General features: G+C 70.2%; 14 protein-coding genes. 1 reads left to right on the top strand and 13 read right to left on the bottom strand.

Annotation, left to right across the window (positions count from 1 at the left end; translation table 11 throughout):
• Positions 1-4: 4 nt before the first annotated feature.
• From VGT00_16315 to VGT00_16270, 10 genes are all read right to left on the bottom strand, one after another.
• Positions 5-679: an ABC transporter ATP-binding protein gene (locus VGT00_16315; GenBank protein HEV8532988.1), complete on the bottom strand. Its 675-nt coding sequence runs from the start codon at positions 677-679 to the stop codon at positions 5-7.
• A 234-nt stretch (positions 680-913) separates the two neighbouring features.
• Positions 914-2,116 carry an ABC transporter permease gene (locus tag VGT00_16310; protein HEV8532987.1) on the bottom strand — a complete coding sequence of 401 codons (1,203 nt, stop codon included), beginning with the start codon at positions 2,114-2,116 and terminating at the stop codon, positions 914-916.
• Positions 2,117-2,126: 10 nt separating this feature from the next.
• Positions 2,127-4,463: a tryptophan 7-halogenase gene (locus VGT00_16305; protein HEV8532986.1), complete on the bottom strand. Its 2,337-nt coding sequence runs from the start codon at positions 4,461-4,463 to the stop codon at positions 2,127-2,129.
• The gene (locus VGT00_16300; protein HEV8532985.1) at positions 4,460-5,608 is read right to left on the bottom strand and encodes a beta-ketoacyl synthase N-terminal-like domain-containing protein; all 1,149 of its coding nucleotides are present in this window, start codon (positions 5,606-5,608) and stop codon (positions 4,460-4,462) included. Before VGT00_16300 ends, VGT00_16305 begins: the two co-directional genes overlap by 4 nt.
• Entirely contained in the window at positions 5,605-6,792 is a 1,188-nt protein-coding gene (locus VGT00_16295) for a beta-ketoacyl-[acyl-carrier-protein] synthase family protein (protein ID HEV8532984.1), read from the bottom strand. The genes VGT00_16300 and VGT00_16295 overlap by 4 nt, the downstream gene beginning before the upstream one ends.
• A complete protein-coding gene (locus VGT00_16290) occupies positions 6,789-7,058 on the bottom strand; it encodes an acyl carrier protein (protein HEV8532983.1) in 270 nt (89 codons plus the stop codon). Before VGT00_16290 ends, VGT00_16295 begins: the two co-directional genes overlap by 4 nt.
• A gap of 15 nt (positions 7,059-7,073) precedes the next feature.
• A complete protein-coding gene (locus VGT00_16285) occupies positions 7,074-7,886 on the bottom strand; it encodes a beta-ketoacyl synthase N-terminal-like domain-containing protein (protein ID HEV8532982.1) in 813 nt (270 codons plus the stop codon).
• Positions 7,886-9,106 (bottom strand): beta-ketoacyl-[acyl-carrier-protein] synthase family protein, encoded by a 1,221-nt coding sequence (locus VGT00_16280; protein ID HEV8532981.1) that lies wholly within the window; start codon positions 9,104-9,106, stop codon positions 7,886-7,888. Before VGT00_16280 ends, VGT00_16285 begins: the two co-directional genes overlap by 1 nt.
• Before the next feature lie 135 nt (positions 9,107-9,241).
• Entirely contained in the window at positions 9,242-9,958 is a 717-nt protein-coding gene (locus VGT00_16275; protein ID HEV8532980.1) for a hypothetical protein, read from the bottom strand.
• Between the two features lie 90 nt (positions 9,959-10,048).
• On the bottom strand, positions 10,049-10,813 hold the full coding sequence (locus tag VGT00_16270) for a glucose 1-dehydrogenase (GenBank protein ID HEV8532979.1): 765 nt from the start codon (positions 10,811-10,813) through the stop codon (positions 10,049-10,051).
• 102 nt (positions 10,814-10,915) lie between these two features.
• On the opposite strand from VGT00_16270, the gene VGT00_16265 reads away from it, so the two are divergent.
• Positions 10,916-11,383 (top strand): MOSC domain-containing protein, encoded by a 468-nt coding sequence (locus tag VGT00_16265; protein HEV8532978.1) that lies wholly within the window; start codon positions 10,916-10,918, stop codon positions 11,381-11,383.
• Positions 11,384-11,516: 133 nt separating this feature from the next.
• Here the strand turns inward: VGT00_16265 and VGT00_16260 are convergent, their stop codons facing one another.
• The 3 genes from VGT00_16260 to VGT00_16250 all read right to left on the bottom strand — a co-directional run.
• Positions 11,517-12,305 (bottom strand): DUF169 domain-containing protein, encoded by a 789-nt coding sequence (locus tag VGT00_16260; GenBank protein HEV8532977.1) that lies wholly within the window; start codon positions 12,303-12,305, stop codon positions 11,517-11,519.
• A 66-nt stretch (positions 12,306-12,371) separates the two neighbouring features.
• Entirely contained in the window at positions 12,372-13,325 is a 954-nt protein-coding gene (locus tag VGT00_16255; protein ID HEV8532976.1) for a hypothetical protein, read from the bottom strand.
• A gap of 318 nt (positions 13,326-13,643) precedes the next feature.
• Positions 13,644-13,854 (bottom strand): hypothetical protein (locus VGT00_16250; GenBank protein ID HEV8532975.1); only part of this gene is annotated, 211 nt, incomplete at its 5' end.

The raw sequence follows: 13,854 nt of genomic DNA, 5'->3' as shown, positions 1-13,854 counted from the left end.
GTCCTCATCGAGTCGCGAGCCGTCCCTGATCGAGACGCAGCACGCGATCGGCCCGGGCGCTGGCCTCGGTCCGGTGCGTGACGAGCATCACGCCCGTGCCGCGGTCGGCGGCCAGCGCGTGGAGCTCGTCCAGGATGACCCGGGCATGCTCGTCGTCGAGGTTGCCCGTCGGCTCGTCCGCGAGCACGAGGGGTGGACGGTTCAGCACGGCGCGACAGAAGGCGACGCGCTGCTGCTCGCCGCCCGAGAGCTGCGCCGGATGATGCGTGGCCCGGTGGGCGACACCCAGACGCTCCATGAGCCCGAGGGCTTCCCGGCGGGCGTCGGCGCGATCGCGGCCGACGTAGCGAGCGGCCAGCATCACATTGTCGAGGGCCGTCAGGCCCGCGAGGAGCAGGAAGGACTGGAACACATAGCCGATGGAGGCGCCGCGGACGCGACACTGGGCCTGACGCCCCAGGTGACTCACGCGCTCTTCACCAAGCCAGATCTCTCCCGCGTCGAGCGGCTCCAGCAGCCCGATCAGGTTGAGCAGGGTGGACTTCCCGGAGCCCGAGACGCCGGAGACGGCGACCAGCTCGCCGCCCTTGACCTCGAGGTCAATACCATGGAGCACGGGAACGGGCGTGCCGCCGGGGCCCGTGAAAGTCTTGCTGAGTCCCCTCGCCCTCAGGAGCATAGATGTTCGAGCTGAGACGGGGCCGACGAGCCGGAGGCGAGGAGCCCGGCGAGGCGAGGGCCGAGAAAATCGAGCTGAGACGGGGCCCGCTGTTCGAGCTGAGCGGCGGCCGCCGGCCGTCCCGAGGCGAGGGCTGAATGGCTCCCGGAGGCGTGGCAGTTCGAGTTGAGTGGCGAAGCCACGAGACGAGAGCTGAGTGGATCAGCGGCGAGGCGAGGGCTGAGAAAATGCATCTCAGCTTCCCCGCCGGATGGCTTCGGCGGGAGAGAGGCGCGCAATGCGGAGGGTGGCATAGGCGGCCGCGAGCCCGCCCAGCACGACCGAGAACACGACCGCGAAGGCCAGGAGGCGAGGCGAGAAAAGAAAGAGCTGCTGTCCTTCGCGTATGGCCCGCGTGTCGACGGCGGTGCCGACGCAGAGGGCCAGCAGCACGCCCGCCACCCCGCCCGAGAGGCTGACGCCGAGCGCCTCGCCCAGGACTTCGCGGAGGAGGTGGAGATCGGTGGCGCCCAGGGCGCGCTTGACCCCGAAGTCGCGAATGCGCTCGAAGATGGCCGCGGTCACCGTGTTGGACAGGGACAGGCCGCCGATGAGAAGCCCCAGGACCGCGATACCCAGGAGGAGCGCCGAGAAGAACGCGGTCGACTGACGCAGGAGCCGGCTGATCTCGCCGGGGATGGTGACATTGACCTTGGGCACGGTGGCCTGGATGCGTCGGGCGAGCGCGTCGGGGTCCTCGCCGTCCTTCCAGCCCACCGCCGCTCCCGTGTTGAGGTCATTCCGTCTCAAGCTGCCCGCCCCGAAAGCCTGGACGAGGAGGGGGTCGCGGCGCAGCCACAGATCGCGCGCGTCGTCGATCGAGACGAGGGCGAAGCGATCCGGAGCCGTGAAGGTCTTGTCGAGAACGCCCACCACCGCGAAGTCCTGCCCGCCGAGGGCGACGGAGTTGCCCACCCCGAGCTTCCGCGAGATCGCGAAATCGGCGCCCAGCACGGTCACGCGCCGGTCTGCTGCGCGAAGAGGGCGGCCCGCCCGCACCGGCAGCTCCCGATAGTGACGATTGGGAATGGGCACGCTCAGGTCCATCCCGAAGACCAGCTCCTGGGTGAGGGTCAAGAACTGCGAGGTGCTCGTATTGAGCGGCATCATGACCTGGGCCTGGACACCCGAGACGCCCGGCACCGCGGCGATCTCGGCGATCTTGGCGGCGGAGAGCAGCCCGCCCGCGGTGAAGCCGGTGCCCATGCCCATCCCTTCGCCCGCGACCGAGATCTGCCCGAGCACGAAGCGATCGCCGCCCTCGATGAAGCGCGTGATCCGCTCGGCCATGGCCCCGAGGGCGACGAGGCCCGCCACGCCGACCGCGATGCCCACGATCGTGAAGGTGTACCCGCGGGGGAGAAGCTCGCGAAGCCTCACGCCCACCGGCGACGCCATCGTCTCCCGCTCACCACTCGAGCCGGGACTCGACGGGCAGGTTTCGGCGTCGACGCCCCCATCGATTGAAGCGGACGATGGCGAAGAAGAGCACGAGGGACAGGCGCATGCGCCAGCGCATGCGGAGAAAGGCGCCGCCCGCCAGCACGCCGGTGACGCTGTCGAGCATGGCGAAGTTCTTGCGGGGCCTGAGAAAGATCTCGAGGAAGGCTGGCTCGTAGTACTGACGGATGAAGCGCACGAAGGGGCCGATGCCTCGCTGGAATCGCCGCTGGTAGGCGCGAAAGCGATCCGCCTCGAAGTGGTCCGCCGCGAAGGCGCGGAGGATCTCGCCCGAGGCGATCTCCGCCGTCTGCATGGCCACGTACACGCCCGAGGAGAAGATCGGGTCGACGAAGGCCAGGGCATCGCCCACACAGAGAAAGCGGTTGCCCACCACGGGGTCGGCGCGGTAGGAGAAGTTGGCCGCGGACATGACCGGCGTGATGCGGCGCGCTTCCCGCAAGCCCTCCGCCACGCGGCGGCAGCGGCGAATCATCTCGTCGAACAGCGCCTCGAGAGAGCCCGGGCGGTCGCGGGCCGTCCGGGCATGGAGCACGCAGCCCACGCTGGTCACCGTCCCCGCCAACGGGATCCACCAGAACCACCCGTCCTCGAAGACGAAGATCCGGATCATGCCCTCTTCCCGCCCCGTCCAGCGCGCCGCGCCCTCGAAGTGGGCGAAGAGCGAGACCTTGCCGAGCCCGGGAATGGCCGTGCGGCGGTGCTGCCGGCGAGAGGCGAGAAATCCGTCGCGTCCACTGGCGTCGACGAGGAAGCGAGCGCGGACGACCCGGCGCGCATCGCCCTCGCGTATCTCGGCCGTCATCCCCTCGGCGTCGAACTCCACGCTCTCCACGGTGGCGGGCTGGAGCAGGGAGACCCCGGACTCCGCGCCGGCGTGCTCGAGGAGGACCTGGTCGAACTCGGCCCGCGGCACTTCATAGGCGTGATTCGGCCAGGGTTTGCCCTCCTGGAAATAGAAGCGGTACTCGAGATCGGACTCCTGGTCGTGAAAGGCCGCGCCGTACTTCAGGATGAAGCCGCGCTTCTCGATGCGCTCGCGCACCCCGAGACGGTCGAGAACGGGAAGGTTGGCGGGCAGGAGCGACTCGCCGATATGGAATCGCGGGAAGACCTCACGCTCGGCCACCGCCACGCGAAGCCCGCCGCGCGCCAGGAAGGTCGCTACCGTGGATCCGCCCGGGCCGCCCCCCACCACCAGCACGTCGTAGTCCGCCCGCGCCTGGGCTCTCGCCCCGCGCGCAGAAGCCGGCCCCGTCGCGGCGCGGGCGAGGCGCTCCTGGCCGTAGGCCGAGCGCACGAGCGGAGCGACGAGATCGATGCCGAGCCGACGGAGACCCAGCGCCCACTGGACGGTCGCGGCCAGGCCCAGGGCCGGCAGCATGGCGGTGGCGAGGGCGGCCCGCCGCATCACGCGTGCGCGCGGATCGCTCCACCAAACCCGCCATGTCTCGGTGATCTGGTGGAGCGTGAAGACGCCGAGCGCGGAGGCGAAGGCGCCCGGGTTGTGGCGGTACGGCGCGGTGAACCGCGCGAGCTCAGCGTGGCGAGGCCGCCGCCGCGCCCCCGTGAAGGGACGAACGAGGGCGCGGGCCACCATGCCGGCATCGCGGGCCCAGCGACGCAGCCCCTGCCCCGCGAGGTAGCTCGTGACGGCGGCGCCGTCGCGGAGCGGGCGGAAGCGGCTGGGCCGGCTCGCGGTGCGAAGCGCGCTGATGGGAACTTCCTGGATGGCATACCCGGCGGCCGCGGAGCGCACGAGCACCTCTGTCTCGAACACGAAGCCGCCTCGGCGGGGGGCCACGCGCTCGAGAAGGTCGCACGGATAGACGCGGAAGCCCGACTGCGTGTCGCCGATCGGCTGACCGGTGAGCCAGTTGATGAAGAATCCCGACACTCGCAGCGCGTGCAGTCTAGCCGGCTCCATGAACCCGCCGCCGCCCAGCCGGCCTCCGACCACGAGGGCCCGGGGCTCGGGCTCGGAAGCCGCGAGGAGGCGCGGGATATCATCGGGGTCGTGCTGGCCGTCGCCGTCGAGAGTGACCACCCGCTCGGCCGCGCGAGCGAGGGCGCCCGCGAAGCCAAGGCGGAGGGCCGCGCCCTTGCCCGACCGCCCGCCCGTCCGGAGGATGACGGCTCCGGCCGCCGCCGCCGCCTCGTCGCTCCCGTCCCACGAGCCGTCGTCCACCACGATGACCGGGCCATGGAGGGCGGCGCGCGCGACGAGGCCGCCAATCGTGGCCGCCTCGTTGAAGACGGGAATGACGGTGACGTGATCGCTCATGCCGCGCGGTCGATGAGAAGCGCGGTGCGGCAGCCGCCACGGGCGAGCCCGTGGACCATGACGAGCTCACGGGCGGGGGTGGGCATGCTGCCCCCGTCATGGAGGGCCGCGGCCGCGACCCGGAGCGCGCCGAGCCCACCGTGCTGTCCGAAGCGAGGGGCCAGCGATATGGGAGCGGGGAAGCGGTCGGCGGCCAAGAGGCCAAGCTCCCAGTCGTCGAGGGCGGGATCGCCATTGCCGGAGCCGTAGCACGCGGTGACGGCCGACGGCGCCGCTCCCGTCGAGGCCAGAGCCCGGAGGGCCGGCGAGTGGGGATCGCGCCGGCCGCGGGGGGCGGTGTGGGGAGCCACGGGCAGATTCCCGGACGCGGCCGACCGGATCTCGGCGTAGACGACCGCTCCGCGCGCGCGCGCGGATTCCAGATCCTCCAGGACGAGAAAGGTCGCTCCTTCGCCGAGCACCGCTCCATTGTGGTCCGGCTCATACGGTCGGCAGCCTTCCGTGCCGCGGCCGGCCCCGGGCGAGAGCATGCCCATCTCGCTCAACCGCCGGTAGACGTGGGCGAGGAGCTCGTCGACGCCTCCCGCCACCACCGCGACCGCGCGTCCATCTCTCACGAGGGCGGCCGCCCGCGCCACGGCCAGATCTCCCGCCACCGTGGCCTGGTTGACCGTGACCGATGGCCCCCGGGCGCCGATCTCGATGGCGGCCACGGCGGCCATGCTGTTCATGACCGTATTGGGAAAGATCATCGGGGAAAGCCCCGACGGCCCGCGCTTGAGGTAGCCGGTGACGAACTCCTCGCTCGAGCGGAAATCTCCATGCTCCGTGCCGACGACCAGGCCGAGGGCGGGACCCCGCGCCACCCCGGAGTCCTCGACGGCGAGACGACAGGCCGCCACGGTCAGACGGCAGATCCGCGACAGCCGGCGCGCGGCGGCGGGATCGAGGAGAGCCTCGAGCGCGGCGTCGTCCACCTCGGCCCCGAGCCGGCTCGGCCAGCCCGTGGTGTCGAAGGCGCGTACGGGACCGATGGAGGTCGCCGAGGTCTCGGCCAGGATCCGGGCCACGGAGGCGGTGCCGCCAATGCCGCCGGCGCTGACCGAGCCCATCCCGGTGATGACGACGCGGCGGGGCGCGCTCATCGGCCGAAGACCAGGGTCACGTTCTGGCCGCCGAAGCCGAAGGAATTGGACAGGACCGCGTCGAGCTCGACGATTCGCGCCGTCTCCGGCACACAATCGAAGGGCACGTCCGGATCCGTCGCGCGCAGGTTGGCGGTAGGAGGGACCAGACCGTGCTGAAGCGCGAGCACGCTTGCCACCGCCTCCACGCTGCCCGCGGCCGCCATGGTGTGCCCCACCAGCGACTTGGTCGAGCTCACGAGCACGCGGCCCGGGCCGAAGACTCGCGCCAGGGCCAGCGCCTCGACCCGGTCGTTCTGCGGAGTGCCCGTCCCGTGAGCGTTGACGTAGCCGATATCCTCGGGCGCACGCCCGGCCGCGGTCAGCGCTTCCTCGATGGCGCGGACCATCCCCTCCCCCGCGGGCTCGGGCGAGGTGACATGATGCGCATCGGTGGTCATGCCCGCCCCCAGGAGCTCCGCATAGACGCGCCCGCCGCGGTCGCGGCAGTGGTCGAGATCTTCGAGCACGACGAAGGCGGCGGCTTCGCCGATGGACATGCCCTTCCGGTCGCGGTCGAAGGGACGGCACGGCTCGAGGTCGAGGAGGCGAAGGGCATTGAAGCCCATGAAGCAGACGCGCGTGAGGGCATCCACGCCACCGCAGACGGCGAGCGGGGTGGCGCCGGAGCGGATCAGATCGAGTCCGAGCGCGAGCGAGGCCGCGCCGGAGGCGCAGGCCATGACCACGGTCTCCTTGGGACCTCGGAGGCCGAGGCGGAAGCCCAGAGTCTCGGCATGAGTCGACGGGAGGACGGAGCGGAGCGCGCCTATCCTGGGCGAGGGGCGGCCCGTGCGCGACTCTTCCCAGTACCACTCCTCGGCCTCGAGCATCCCGCCGCCCACGGCGCCGATGAAGAGCCCCGCGCAGGCGCGATCGCCCGGGGAGATGTCGGCATCGGCCAGCGCCTCGCGCGCCGCGGCCAGGGCCAGGCGGTCGGCGCGGGCGCGCCGCCGCGAGGGGCCGAGCGAGGCGAGCACCTCGGCAGGCACCTCGGCGCCTATCCGGGAGCGGAAGCCGGCGGTGTCTATCGCGGTCAGGGGACGGATCGCGCAGGTTCCATGCGCAAGCCCGGTCCAGAAGGTCTTGGCGCCAGTCCCGTAAGGGCTGACCACGCCCAGCCCGCTGACCACCACGCGGGTCATGCGGTCTTGGAGAGGATCCAGCGCGAGAGGCTGTCGAGGGAGCGGAACTCGTCGGCCAGATCCTGGCCCTCGTCGATGACGATGCCGAAGCGCTCCTCCATGGCCACGGAGAGCTCGATGAAGTCCAGCGAGTCGAGCCCGAGCGAGCCTTCGATGCCCTTGGGCAGGGTGGTGTCGGCCGTCATCTCGGCCGCGCGCCGCGGATCGAACTTCAGTCGCTCCACGATAATGGCCTTCAGCTCGTCCAGGATTTCCTTCTGCGTCATCCAGTCCGCCTCCGATCAGGCCGCGCGTCGGCGCGCCCGGTATGGTGCATGGCTCCACCGCAAGCTCGTGGTCTCCCCGCGCCAGCCCGCGTGGATCTCGAGTGGTCCCCGTCCGTGCGACTCCCGGTCGAGCGCGAGGGTGGCCAGCGGCTCGCAGGCGAGCATCTCTCCCAGCCGCCGCCGCGCGCCGCCGGAGCCTCCGCGCCCGCCCCGACCCCGCACGAGGGTCAGGGCGCCCTCGCCCGGCTCGAGCCAGAGAGAGCAGGCGGCCTCGACGAGGGGCCCGCGGAGTCCGCCCGCCCGGTCATAGAGGTCGGCACATTCCTCGAAGATCTCGACGCCGAGCACGAGCACCCGGCGGCACGTCTCCTCGTCGAGCATTCCGGCGGCATGCGCGATGGCATCCACGCCGGCCGTCGGCCCACCGATCAGGATGCCGTAGGGCCCGGTGATCCCGTACTCGATGGCGACTTCCCCGGACATGGCGGCCGGCGCGGTATACGGGAAGTACACGTTCGCGCCGCGGGGATCGATGTGCTGCCGGTTCGATGCCGCATAGGCCGCGGCCGTCACGAACACCAACCCGGTGTCCTCGCCCGAAATGGCCTCGCGCCCCTCTCCCGCATCTTCGAGCATCGCGGCCACCGCCGCAACTCCCAGCACGCATTCGCGAGGCGAGCGCCGGAAGCGCTCGGGGTCGAGGGCGGGCCGGTCGAGGCCGAGCACGTCACGGCCCTTCGCGGCGGCCGCGGCATCCGGCGGCACGGCTGCGGCCCCCATGCCCCAGCCCGTCAGGAGCCCGATGGCGCGGATGGCGGGCCCTCGCATCACGCCGCACCCTCCAGCACGAGCGCGGCATTGCACCCACCAAAGCCCAGCGAGGTGCTGAGCGATACGCGAGGGCGGAGCTCCCGGGGCCCTCCCTGGATCAGGTCGAGGTCGCAGTCGGGGTCGAGCTCCTCCAGACCGAGGGTGGCCGGGACTTGCCCATGTCGCCCCGCGAGCAGGCAGAGGATGGCTTCCAGCGCCGCCGCGGCGCCCATGGTGTGGCCGATCGCTCCCTTGATCGAATTGACGGGAACGGGCCGCGCGCCCAGCACGCGTCGCAGCGCCTTGGCCTCACTGGCATCGTTGAGCGTGGTGGCGGTACCGTGGGCGCTGACGAAATCCACGTCATCCGCGTCGATGCCGGCTTGAGCGAGGGCGCGGCGCATGGCCCGCTCTATCCCGCGACCGTCCGGATCGGGCGCGGCGATGTGCGAGGCATCGCTCGCGCTGCCATAGCCCAGGAGCGTGCCCAGACGGGTCGTCCCGGCATCACGCTCGCGGCACAGCAAGACCAGGCCCGCGGCCTCGCCCAGCAGCAATCCGCTCCGTCTCCGGTCGAAGGGGCGGACCTTGTCTCGCGTGAGCGACCGGAGGCCGTTGAAGCCGCGCAGGACGAAGCGGCAGAGCCCATCGTAGCCGCCCGCCACGACCATATCGGCCTCGTCTCGTCGCAGAAGCTCGGCGCCCATGCCCATGGCGCTCGCCCCCGAAGCACACGCGGTGGCGACCGTGATGGCCGGCCCGCGGGCCCCCAGCCAGCGCTTGAGCGCATGCGCGGGCGCGTCATAGAGCGCGCGCGGCAGGCGCGCCACCTCGCCGGCCAGCGCCCGCTCGCCCTCTTCGACGCCGCCCAGCGCCGTGCCGACCACGACGGCCAGACGCTCCGGCGCCACGGCGAGAGGCCGCGCGCCCGCCTGACTCAGGAGATCATCCGCGGCGGAGACGAGCAGACGGCTCGCCCGGCAATCGGGCACGCGGGGCCACTCGACGGCACGGGTGAGCTTCTTGATCTCGCCGCCGCTCCCCACGCGGAGATCGTCGACGGCAAAGCGCTCGATGCGTGAGATGCCGTCGGCGCCCGTGAGCAGGCCGGACCAGAAGGCATCGAGGTCTTGACCGATCGGGGTGCACACACCGCCGGCAAGAATGGCGATACGTTCGGGCCTCGGAGTCGGGCGCCCTCCCGACGGTGTTCCCGGCCCCTCCTGGAGAGCGCCCATAGTTAAATGATGGCCGATGCCAAATTGCGAGCCAGACGAGGCCCGAGGGAGGCCCCGACCCGAGGCGTACGCGTTTGTACGTTGAGGGTCGGGGCCGACCGAGAACGAAGTATGGCGAAGCAAGTTGGCATCGGCCTAAAGGAGGGGGGAGTAGTACATCCGGAACGCGCGTATGTCGCCCGGATTGGTGTCGAAGACATCCGAGGCGAAGAAGCGCCGCTCGGCGCGGTCGAAGGCGATATAGCCGGGCTTGGCGGGATCGTTGGGATCATAGACCCGGAGCTCGAGAAAGCGCCCTTCGTAGACCCGGTAATCGTAGGCGACCACGGTGTGGTTGAGCTCGACGGTGGGCAGGTTCGTCACGAGGAGCTGCACCGGCCGTCCCGCCTCGATCTCGGCCAGGGTCTCGACGACGACACGCTCCTGCCCGGCTCCCGTCACGGGAAAGGTGACGCGCCAGTTGGTCCAGTGCACCCACCCCCATAAGCGGCCAGGCAATCCCGCCTTGACGGCCTGCTCCTCGGCCGCCGACAGCTCATAGAGCGAAGCGAAGCCCGGGATGACCACCCGCTCCTCGAGCGGCAGCGGATCATGCCATGGCGCCCGCGACGTCACCTGGCGCACCCGCTCGGTATACTCGGCGGGGGTGAGCCGTGACGCATCCGGCGCGAAGCGCGCGAAGTGGTGGAACTGCGTGATGGCGCGGGCCATCACGAAGCAGTAGTTGGCGTAGAGGTCGGGCTTGCCGACATTCTTTGACCGGCTCTCATTGGCAAAGGCGAAGGTGTCGACACCGAAGCGAAGGACAGGGGCAGGCGCCGAACGCCCGATCGCGGGCTCGAGATATCCCACCGTGGCGCACCCGGGGAGGGCAAGGGCGAGACATAGCAGAAGGGAATGTCGAGCAGGTCGACGCATCGCGTTCTTCGATTCTAGCGTCACTCAGCCCTGTATGGAATAGCCGCCGTCCACAGGAATGGCCGACCCCGTCACGAAGTCGGAGGCCGGGCTCGCGAGGAAGACGGCCACTCCCGCCATGTCGGCCCCCGTGCCCCAGCGCTTGGCAGGTGTCCTGCGCAGGACGCTGTCGTGGAGGCCTTCGACTTGCTGCCGGGCCCGCTGGGTCAGCTCGGTATCTATCCAGCCCGGGAGCACGGCATTGACCTGGATATTGTCGAGCGCCCAAGCGGAGGCACAGGCCTTCGTGAACTGCACGATCCCACCCTTGGAGGCCCCATAGGCGGGCGCGAAAGAGGCGCCGAAAATCGACATCATCGACCCGATATTGATGATCTTGCCGCCGCCCTGCCGCTTCATGATCGGATGGACGGCGTGGCTGGCCAGGAAGGCGCTGGTGAGATTGGTGTCGAGGACCTGGCGCCACTCGTCGAGGGAAAGCTCGTGCGGCGCTTTCCGGATGTTGATACCCGCATTGTTGACGAGGATGTCGAGGCGGCCAAAGCGCGCCACCGTCTCCTTGACCAGGGCCTCCACCGAGGCTTCCTGCGCGACATCCACGGCAATCGCCTCGGCATCCGCGCCGAGCCCCTTGAGCTCGGCCACGGCCCGCGCGCTCTTCTCGCGGTTGCGCGCCGCCACCACGAGCGCCGCCCCGGCCTCCGCGAGCCCGCGCGCCATGCCCAACCCGATGCCCCCATTGCCGCCCGTGACCACCGCCACCCTGCCCTTCAGGTCGAATGCGCCCACGACGTGGGGCCTCCTCTTCGCTTGGCGTTCGTGATTCAGGTGAGGGGCAGTGTACCCGACATTTGCTTGATTCACGGCGGCACCTCGCCTAGCATGGCTTCCATGTGGCAGGGCTCGGTGGTCTCGATCCACATCACGCGGTCGGCCGGCCAGCCCATGGAGACGGTGCCCCAGGTCCACGCCGTGACGGGTCGCGGCCTCGAAGGCGACCGATACTTCCTCGGGACCGGCTACTACTCGGACAGGCCCGGCGCGGGCGGACGCGAGGTGACGCTCATCGAGACGGAAACGCTCGAGGCCTTGCCCGCCGAGGGGCCCATCAAGATCTCAGCCTCGGAGAGCCGCCGCAACATCGCGACGGCCGGCGTGCCCCTCAACCACCTGGTGGGTCGCGAGTTCTGGGTGGGCGACGTGCGTATGCGCGGCACGCGGCTCTGCGAGCCCTGCCGCTACCTCGACGGCCTGACCCAGACCGGCGTCATGGCCACGCTCATCCACCGCGCCGGGTTGCGCGCGCAGATCCTCAACGACGGGGTCATCCGCCCCGGCGACACCGTCAAGCCCGCCTGACATCCGGGAGGAGACCGCCCCGGCGACAAGCTCCAGTTCTAGCAGGCGGGATCTCCTCAGAAACCCGTCCCTGCCGAGCATCCCTCTCCCCCATCGGGGGAGAGGGCAGGGTGAGGGGGCAGACGAGAACCTGTCAGACCTTCTTCTTTTCCTTCTCGGAGTAGGAGACGGAGAGGCCCGCGCCCGCGTCGCTCTGGATGCCGTAGGGCGGCACAGGGTAGCGCAGACCGTTCTTCGACAGGGCGGCCAGGCCGTCGAGCATCTTGGGCAGGTAGCAGGGCGGCGTGGCCATGAGCATCTCGTCGTCGGCGACCCCGCCATAGCGCCGCTCCGCATAGCACGGGATGGTCAGGGCCGGCTCGCCGGTCTTGAGCGCCTTGCCCCATGAATCCGCGCAGGCCGATTCGCCGACCGAGGTGAAGGCCATCTTTCTGTAGCCCACCCACTGCAGGCCGTTGATCATGAAGATCATCTGCCCCGGCGTGCCGTAGAGCAGGCAGATATCCGGGGGATCGAGCCGGTTGGAGGCGAGCGGCGCCACGGCCATGGCGCGGTAGCGGCCATAGGGAACGCAGTCCATGGCATGCTGGTGGAGGCTCGCGTCCTCCGGCGTCTTGAACCACACCCCGGCCATGCGATGGCCGGAGAGCCATTCCTCGTCCTGGGGATGGAGCCCGATCACCGCGCCGCACTGGGCGCCGATCAGGTCGTCCATGGTGATGCCCACCGTCCAGCCGAGCTGGCGGGCCTGGGCCACGATCTGGTCCGTGGTGTGCTTGCTCTTCGGCCGGCGGATCTTCGGGATGGCCTCCATCTCCTCGACGGTCTCGAAGAGCTTCATGCCGATGGGGATGCTCCGGAGACGGAGGTACTGGTTCAGCCCATTGATGATCGCGTCCCAGTCATAGGTCTCGGTGGCCACGCTCGTCTCCCTGGGAATGACCTCGCCGCCATGCCCACGGTGAGCGTACCACAGCGACCCCCGCCCTCACTGATGGGCGTGGAGGAACTCCCGCCACGTCACGCGGTGCCAGCTCAGGAGATACCCGAGCATCACGCCGGCGGCCAGGAGGTTGCCCACCAGGATGGTCCACCACGCGATGGTCTCGAGCAGCCAGTAGGCCAGCGTGGCGATCATGGCGAAGACGAAGACCTCGAAGCAGCAGAACAGCATGATGAAGCCGAAGAAAAGGCGGGGCTCGCGATCGGCCAGGGCGAGCAGGCCGGCGGCCACCCAGCCGAAGAGGATGAAGACGAGGCCGTGAAAGAACGTGTACTCGAGAACCAGGGGCACGGTGATGACGAGGGCCGCGGGATCGCGCAGACCATGAAAGAGGGCGGCCCCGAGAAGGGCCGGGGTGCGCAGAGGCACGCCGGCCACCGTATCGTAGATGAGGAACCACACGGCCACCACCGCCGCCCCGAGCAATCCCGAGACGAACCCTTCGCGCACGATGCGTGTCCACGGTCCGAACAGGTGGCGCCCGAGCGGGCGATAGCCGACGAAGAAGTAGAGGAGCATGCTCACAGCGGCGAGGGCATTGCCGATCAGGATGGCCCACCAGCGCACGGTGGTCATCACCGGATGCACCCACCACGTCAGCACGGCAAGGATGGCCACCTCGAAGCAGAGAAGCGCGATGACCACCATCAAGAGACGGCTGGGCTGGCTCTGCGCCGAGACGATGAGGAAGGCGATGAGCACGCCGACTATGGCGAAGACCACGCCGTGGAGCACGGTGTACTGGACCACCAGGCCCGGAGAGACCGTCACCGCGCTCGGATCGCGCATCCCCTGAAGGGCGGCGGCCCCCAGCAGGGCCGGCGTGCGGAAAGGATAGCCGTGGGCGGCGTCGTAGATGAGGAACCAGACGGCGACGATGGCCGCCCCGATGAGACCGGCGATGATCCCATCACGCAGATAACTGGATCGGGAGTCCATTGAGAACCCTCCTCTCCATTGAGTGGGGCCGCGGGTCCTGCCTATTGGTGTCCGTGTACCACCGTCGAGAAGTCACCGCAAGCCGGCCTAACGCGACTCCGTGCCCCGCGGGAAGGGCGGGTTTGGCGGTCAACATCTCCGCGGGGAGGGCGGGTGCGGTGACCGGCATGCCCTCGTCCGCTCAAACCTCCTCGCCTCGCGCGCCACCTCGCTCGGGCGCCTCCGCCTGCCCCCCATCCCCCGAGACGGGGGTTGCGCTCGCCGCCCTGCTACGCAGGACGGCTCGCGCGGCGGAGGCGCCCTGCGCTTCGGGGCGCGCTACGGCTCGTCGGATTCGCTCCCGAGGGCACCCTTGCCAGCCCCACCCGCCCTGCGCTTGTTGGCCTCTTCGGCGCACGAGAGGCCGAAGTCCTTGAGGTTGATTCGGTGCCAGACTTCCGGAGGGACGCGGTGGCGGGGCGTGTAGGCCGAGAGGGAGGGCTTCGCGGTGGCGTCCACGCCCCACTTGGCGGTGTAGCCGTCCTCCTTG

It is taken from the genome of Candidatus Methylomirabilota bacterium (assembly GCA_036002485.1).
GTDB lineage: Bacteria > Methylomirabilota > Methylomirabilia > Rokubacteriales > CSP1-6 > AR37.
This window is presented reverse-complemented; position numbering and strand designations above follow the sequence as displayed.

Bases quoted from the DNA above. Each gene is read 5' to 3' on its own strand.
- VGT00_16265 (HEV8532978.1), top strand. From the start codon at position 10,916: ATGTGGCAGGGCTCGGTGGTCTCGATCCACATCACGCGGTCGGCCGGC.
- VGT00_16295 (HEV8532984.1), bottom strand. From the start codon at position 6,792: ATGACCCGCGTGGTGGTCAGCGGGCTGGGCGTGGTCAGCCCTTACGGG.
- VGT00_16305 (HEV8532986.1), bottom strand. From the start codon at position 4,463: ATGAGCGATCACGTCACCGTCATTCCCGTCTTCAACGAGGCGGCCACG.
- VGT00_16255 (HEV8532976.1), bottom strand. From the start codon at position 13,325: ATGGACTCCCGATCCAGTTATCTGCGTGATGGGATCATCGCCGGTCTC.
- VGT00_16285 (HEV8532982.1), bottom strand. From the start codon at position 7,886: ATGCGAGGGCCCGCCATCCGCGCCATCGGGCTCCTGACGGGCTGGGGC.
- VGT00_16310 (HEV8532987.1), bottom strand. From the start codon at position 2,116: ATGGCGTCGCCGGTGGGCGTGAGGCTTCGCGAGCTTCTCCCCCGCGGG.
- VGT00_16300 (HEV8532985.1), bottom strand. From the start codon at position 5,608: ATGAGCGCGCCCCGCCGCGTCGTCATCACCGGGATGGGCTCGGTCAGC.
- VGT00_16315 (HEV8532988.1), bottom strand. From the start codon at position 679: ATGCTCCTGAGGGCGAGGGGACTCAGCAAGACTTTCACGGGCCCCGGC.
- VGT00_16290 (HEV8532983.1), bottom strand. From the start codon at position 7,058: ATGACGCAGAAGGAAATCCTGGACGAGCTGAAGGCCATTATCGTGGAG.
- VGT00_16280 (HEV8532981.1), bottom strand. From the start codon at position 9,106: ATGGGCGCTCTCCAGGAGGGGCCGGGAACACCGTCGGGAGGGCGCCCG.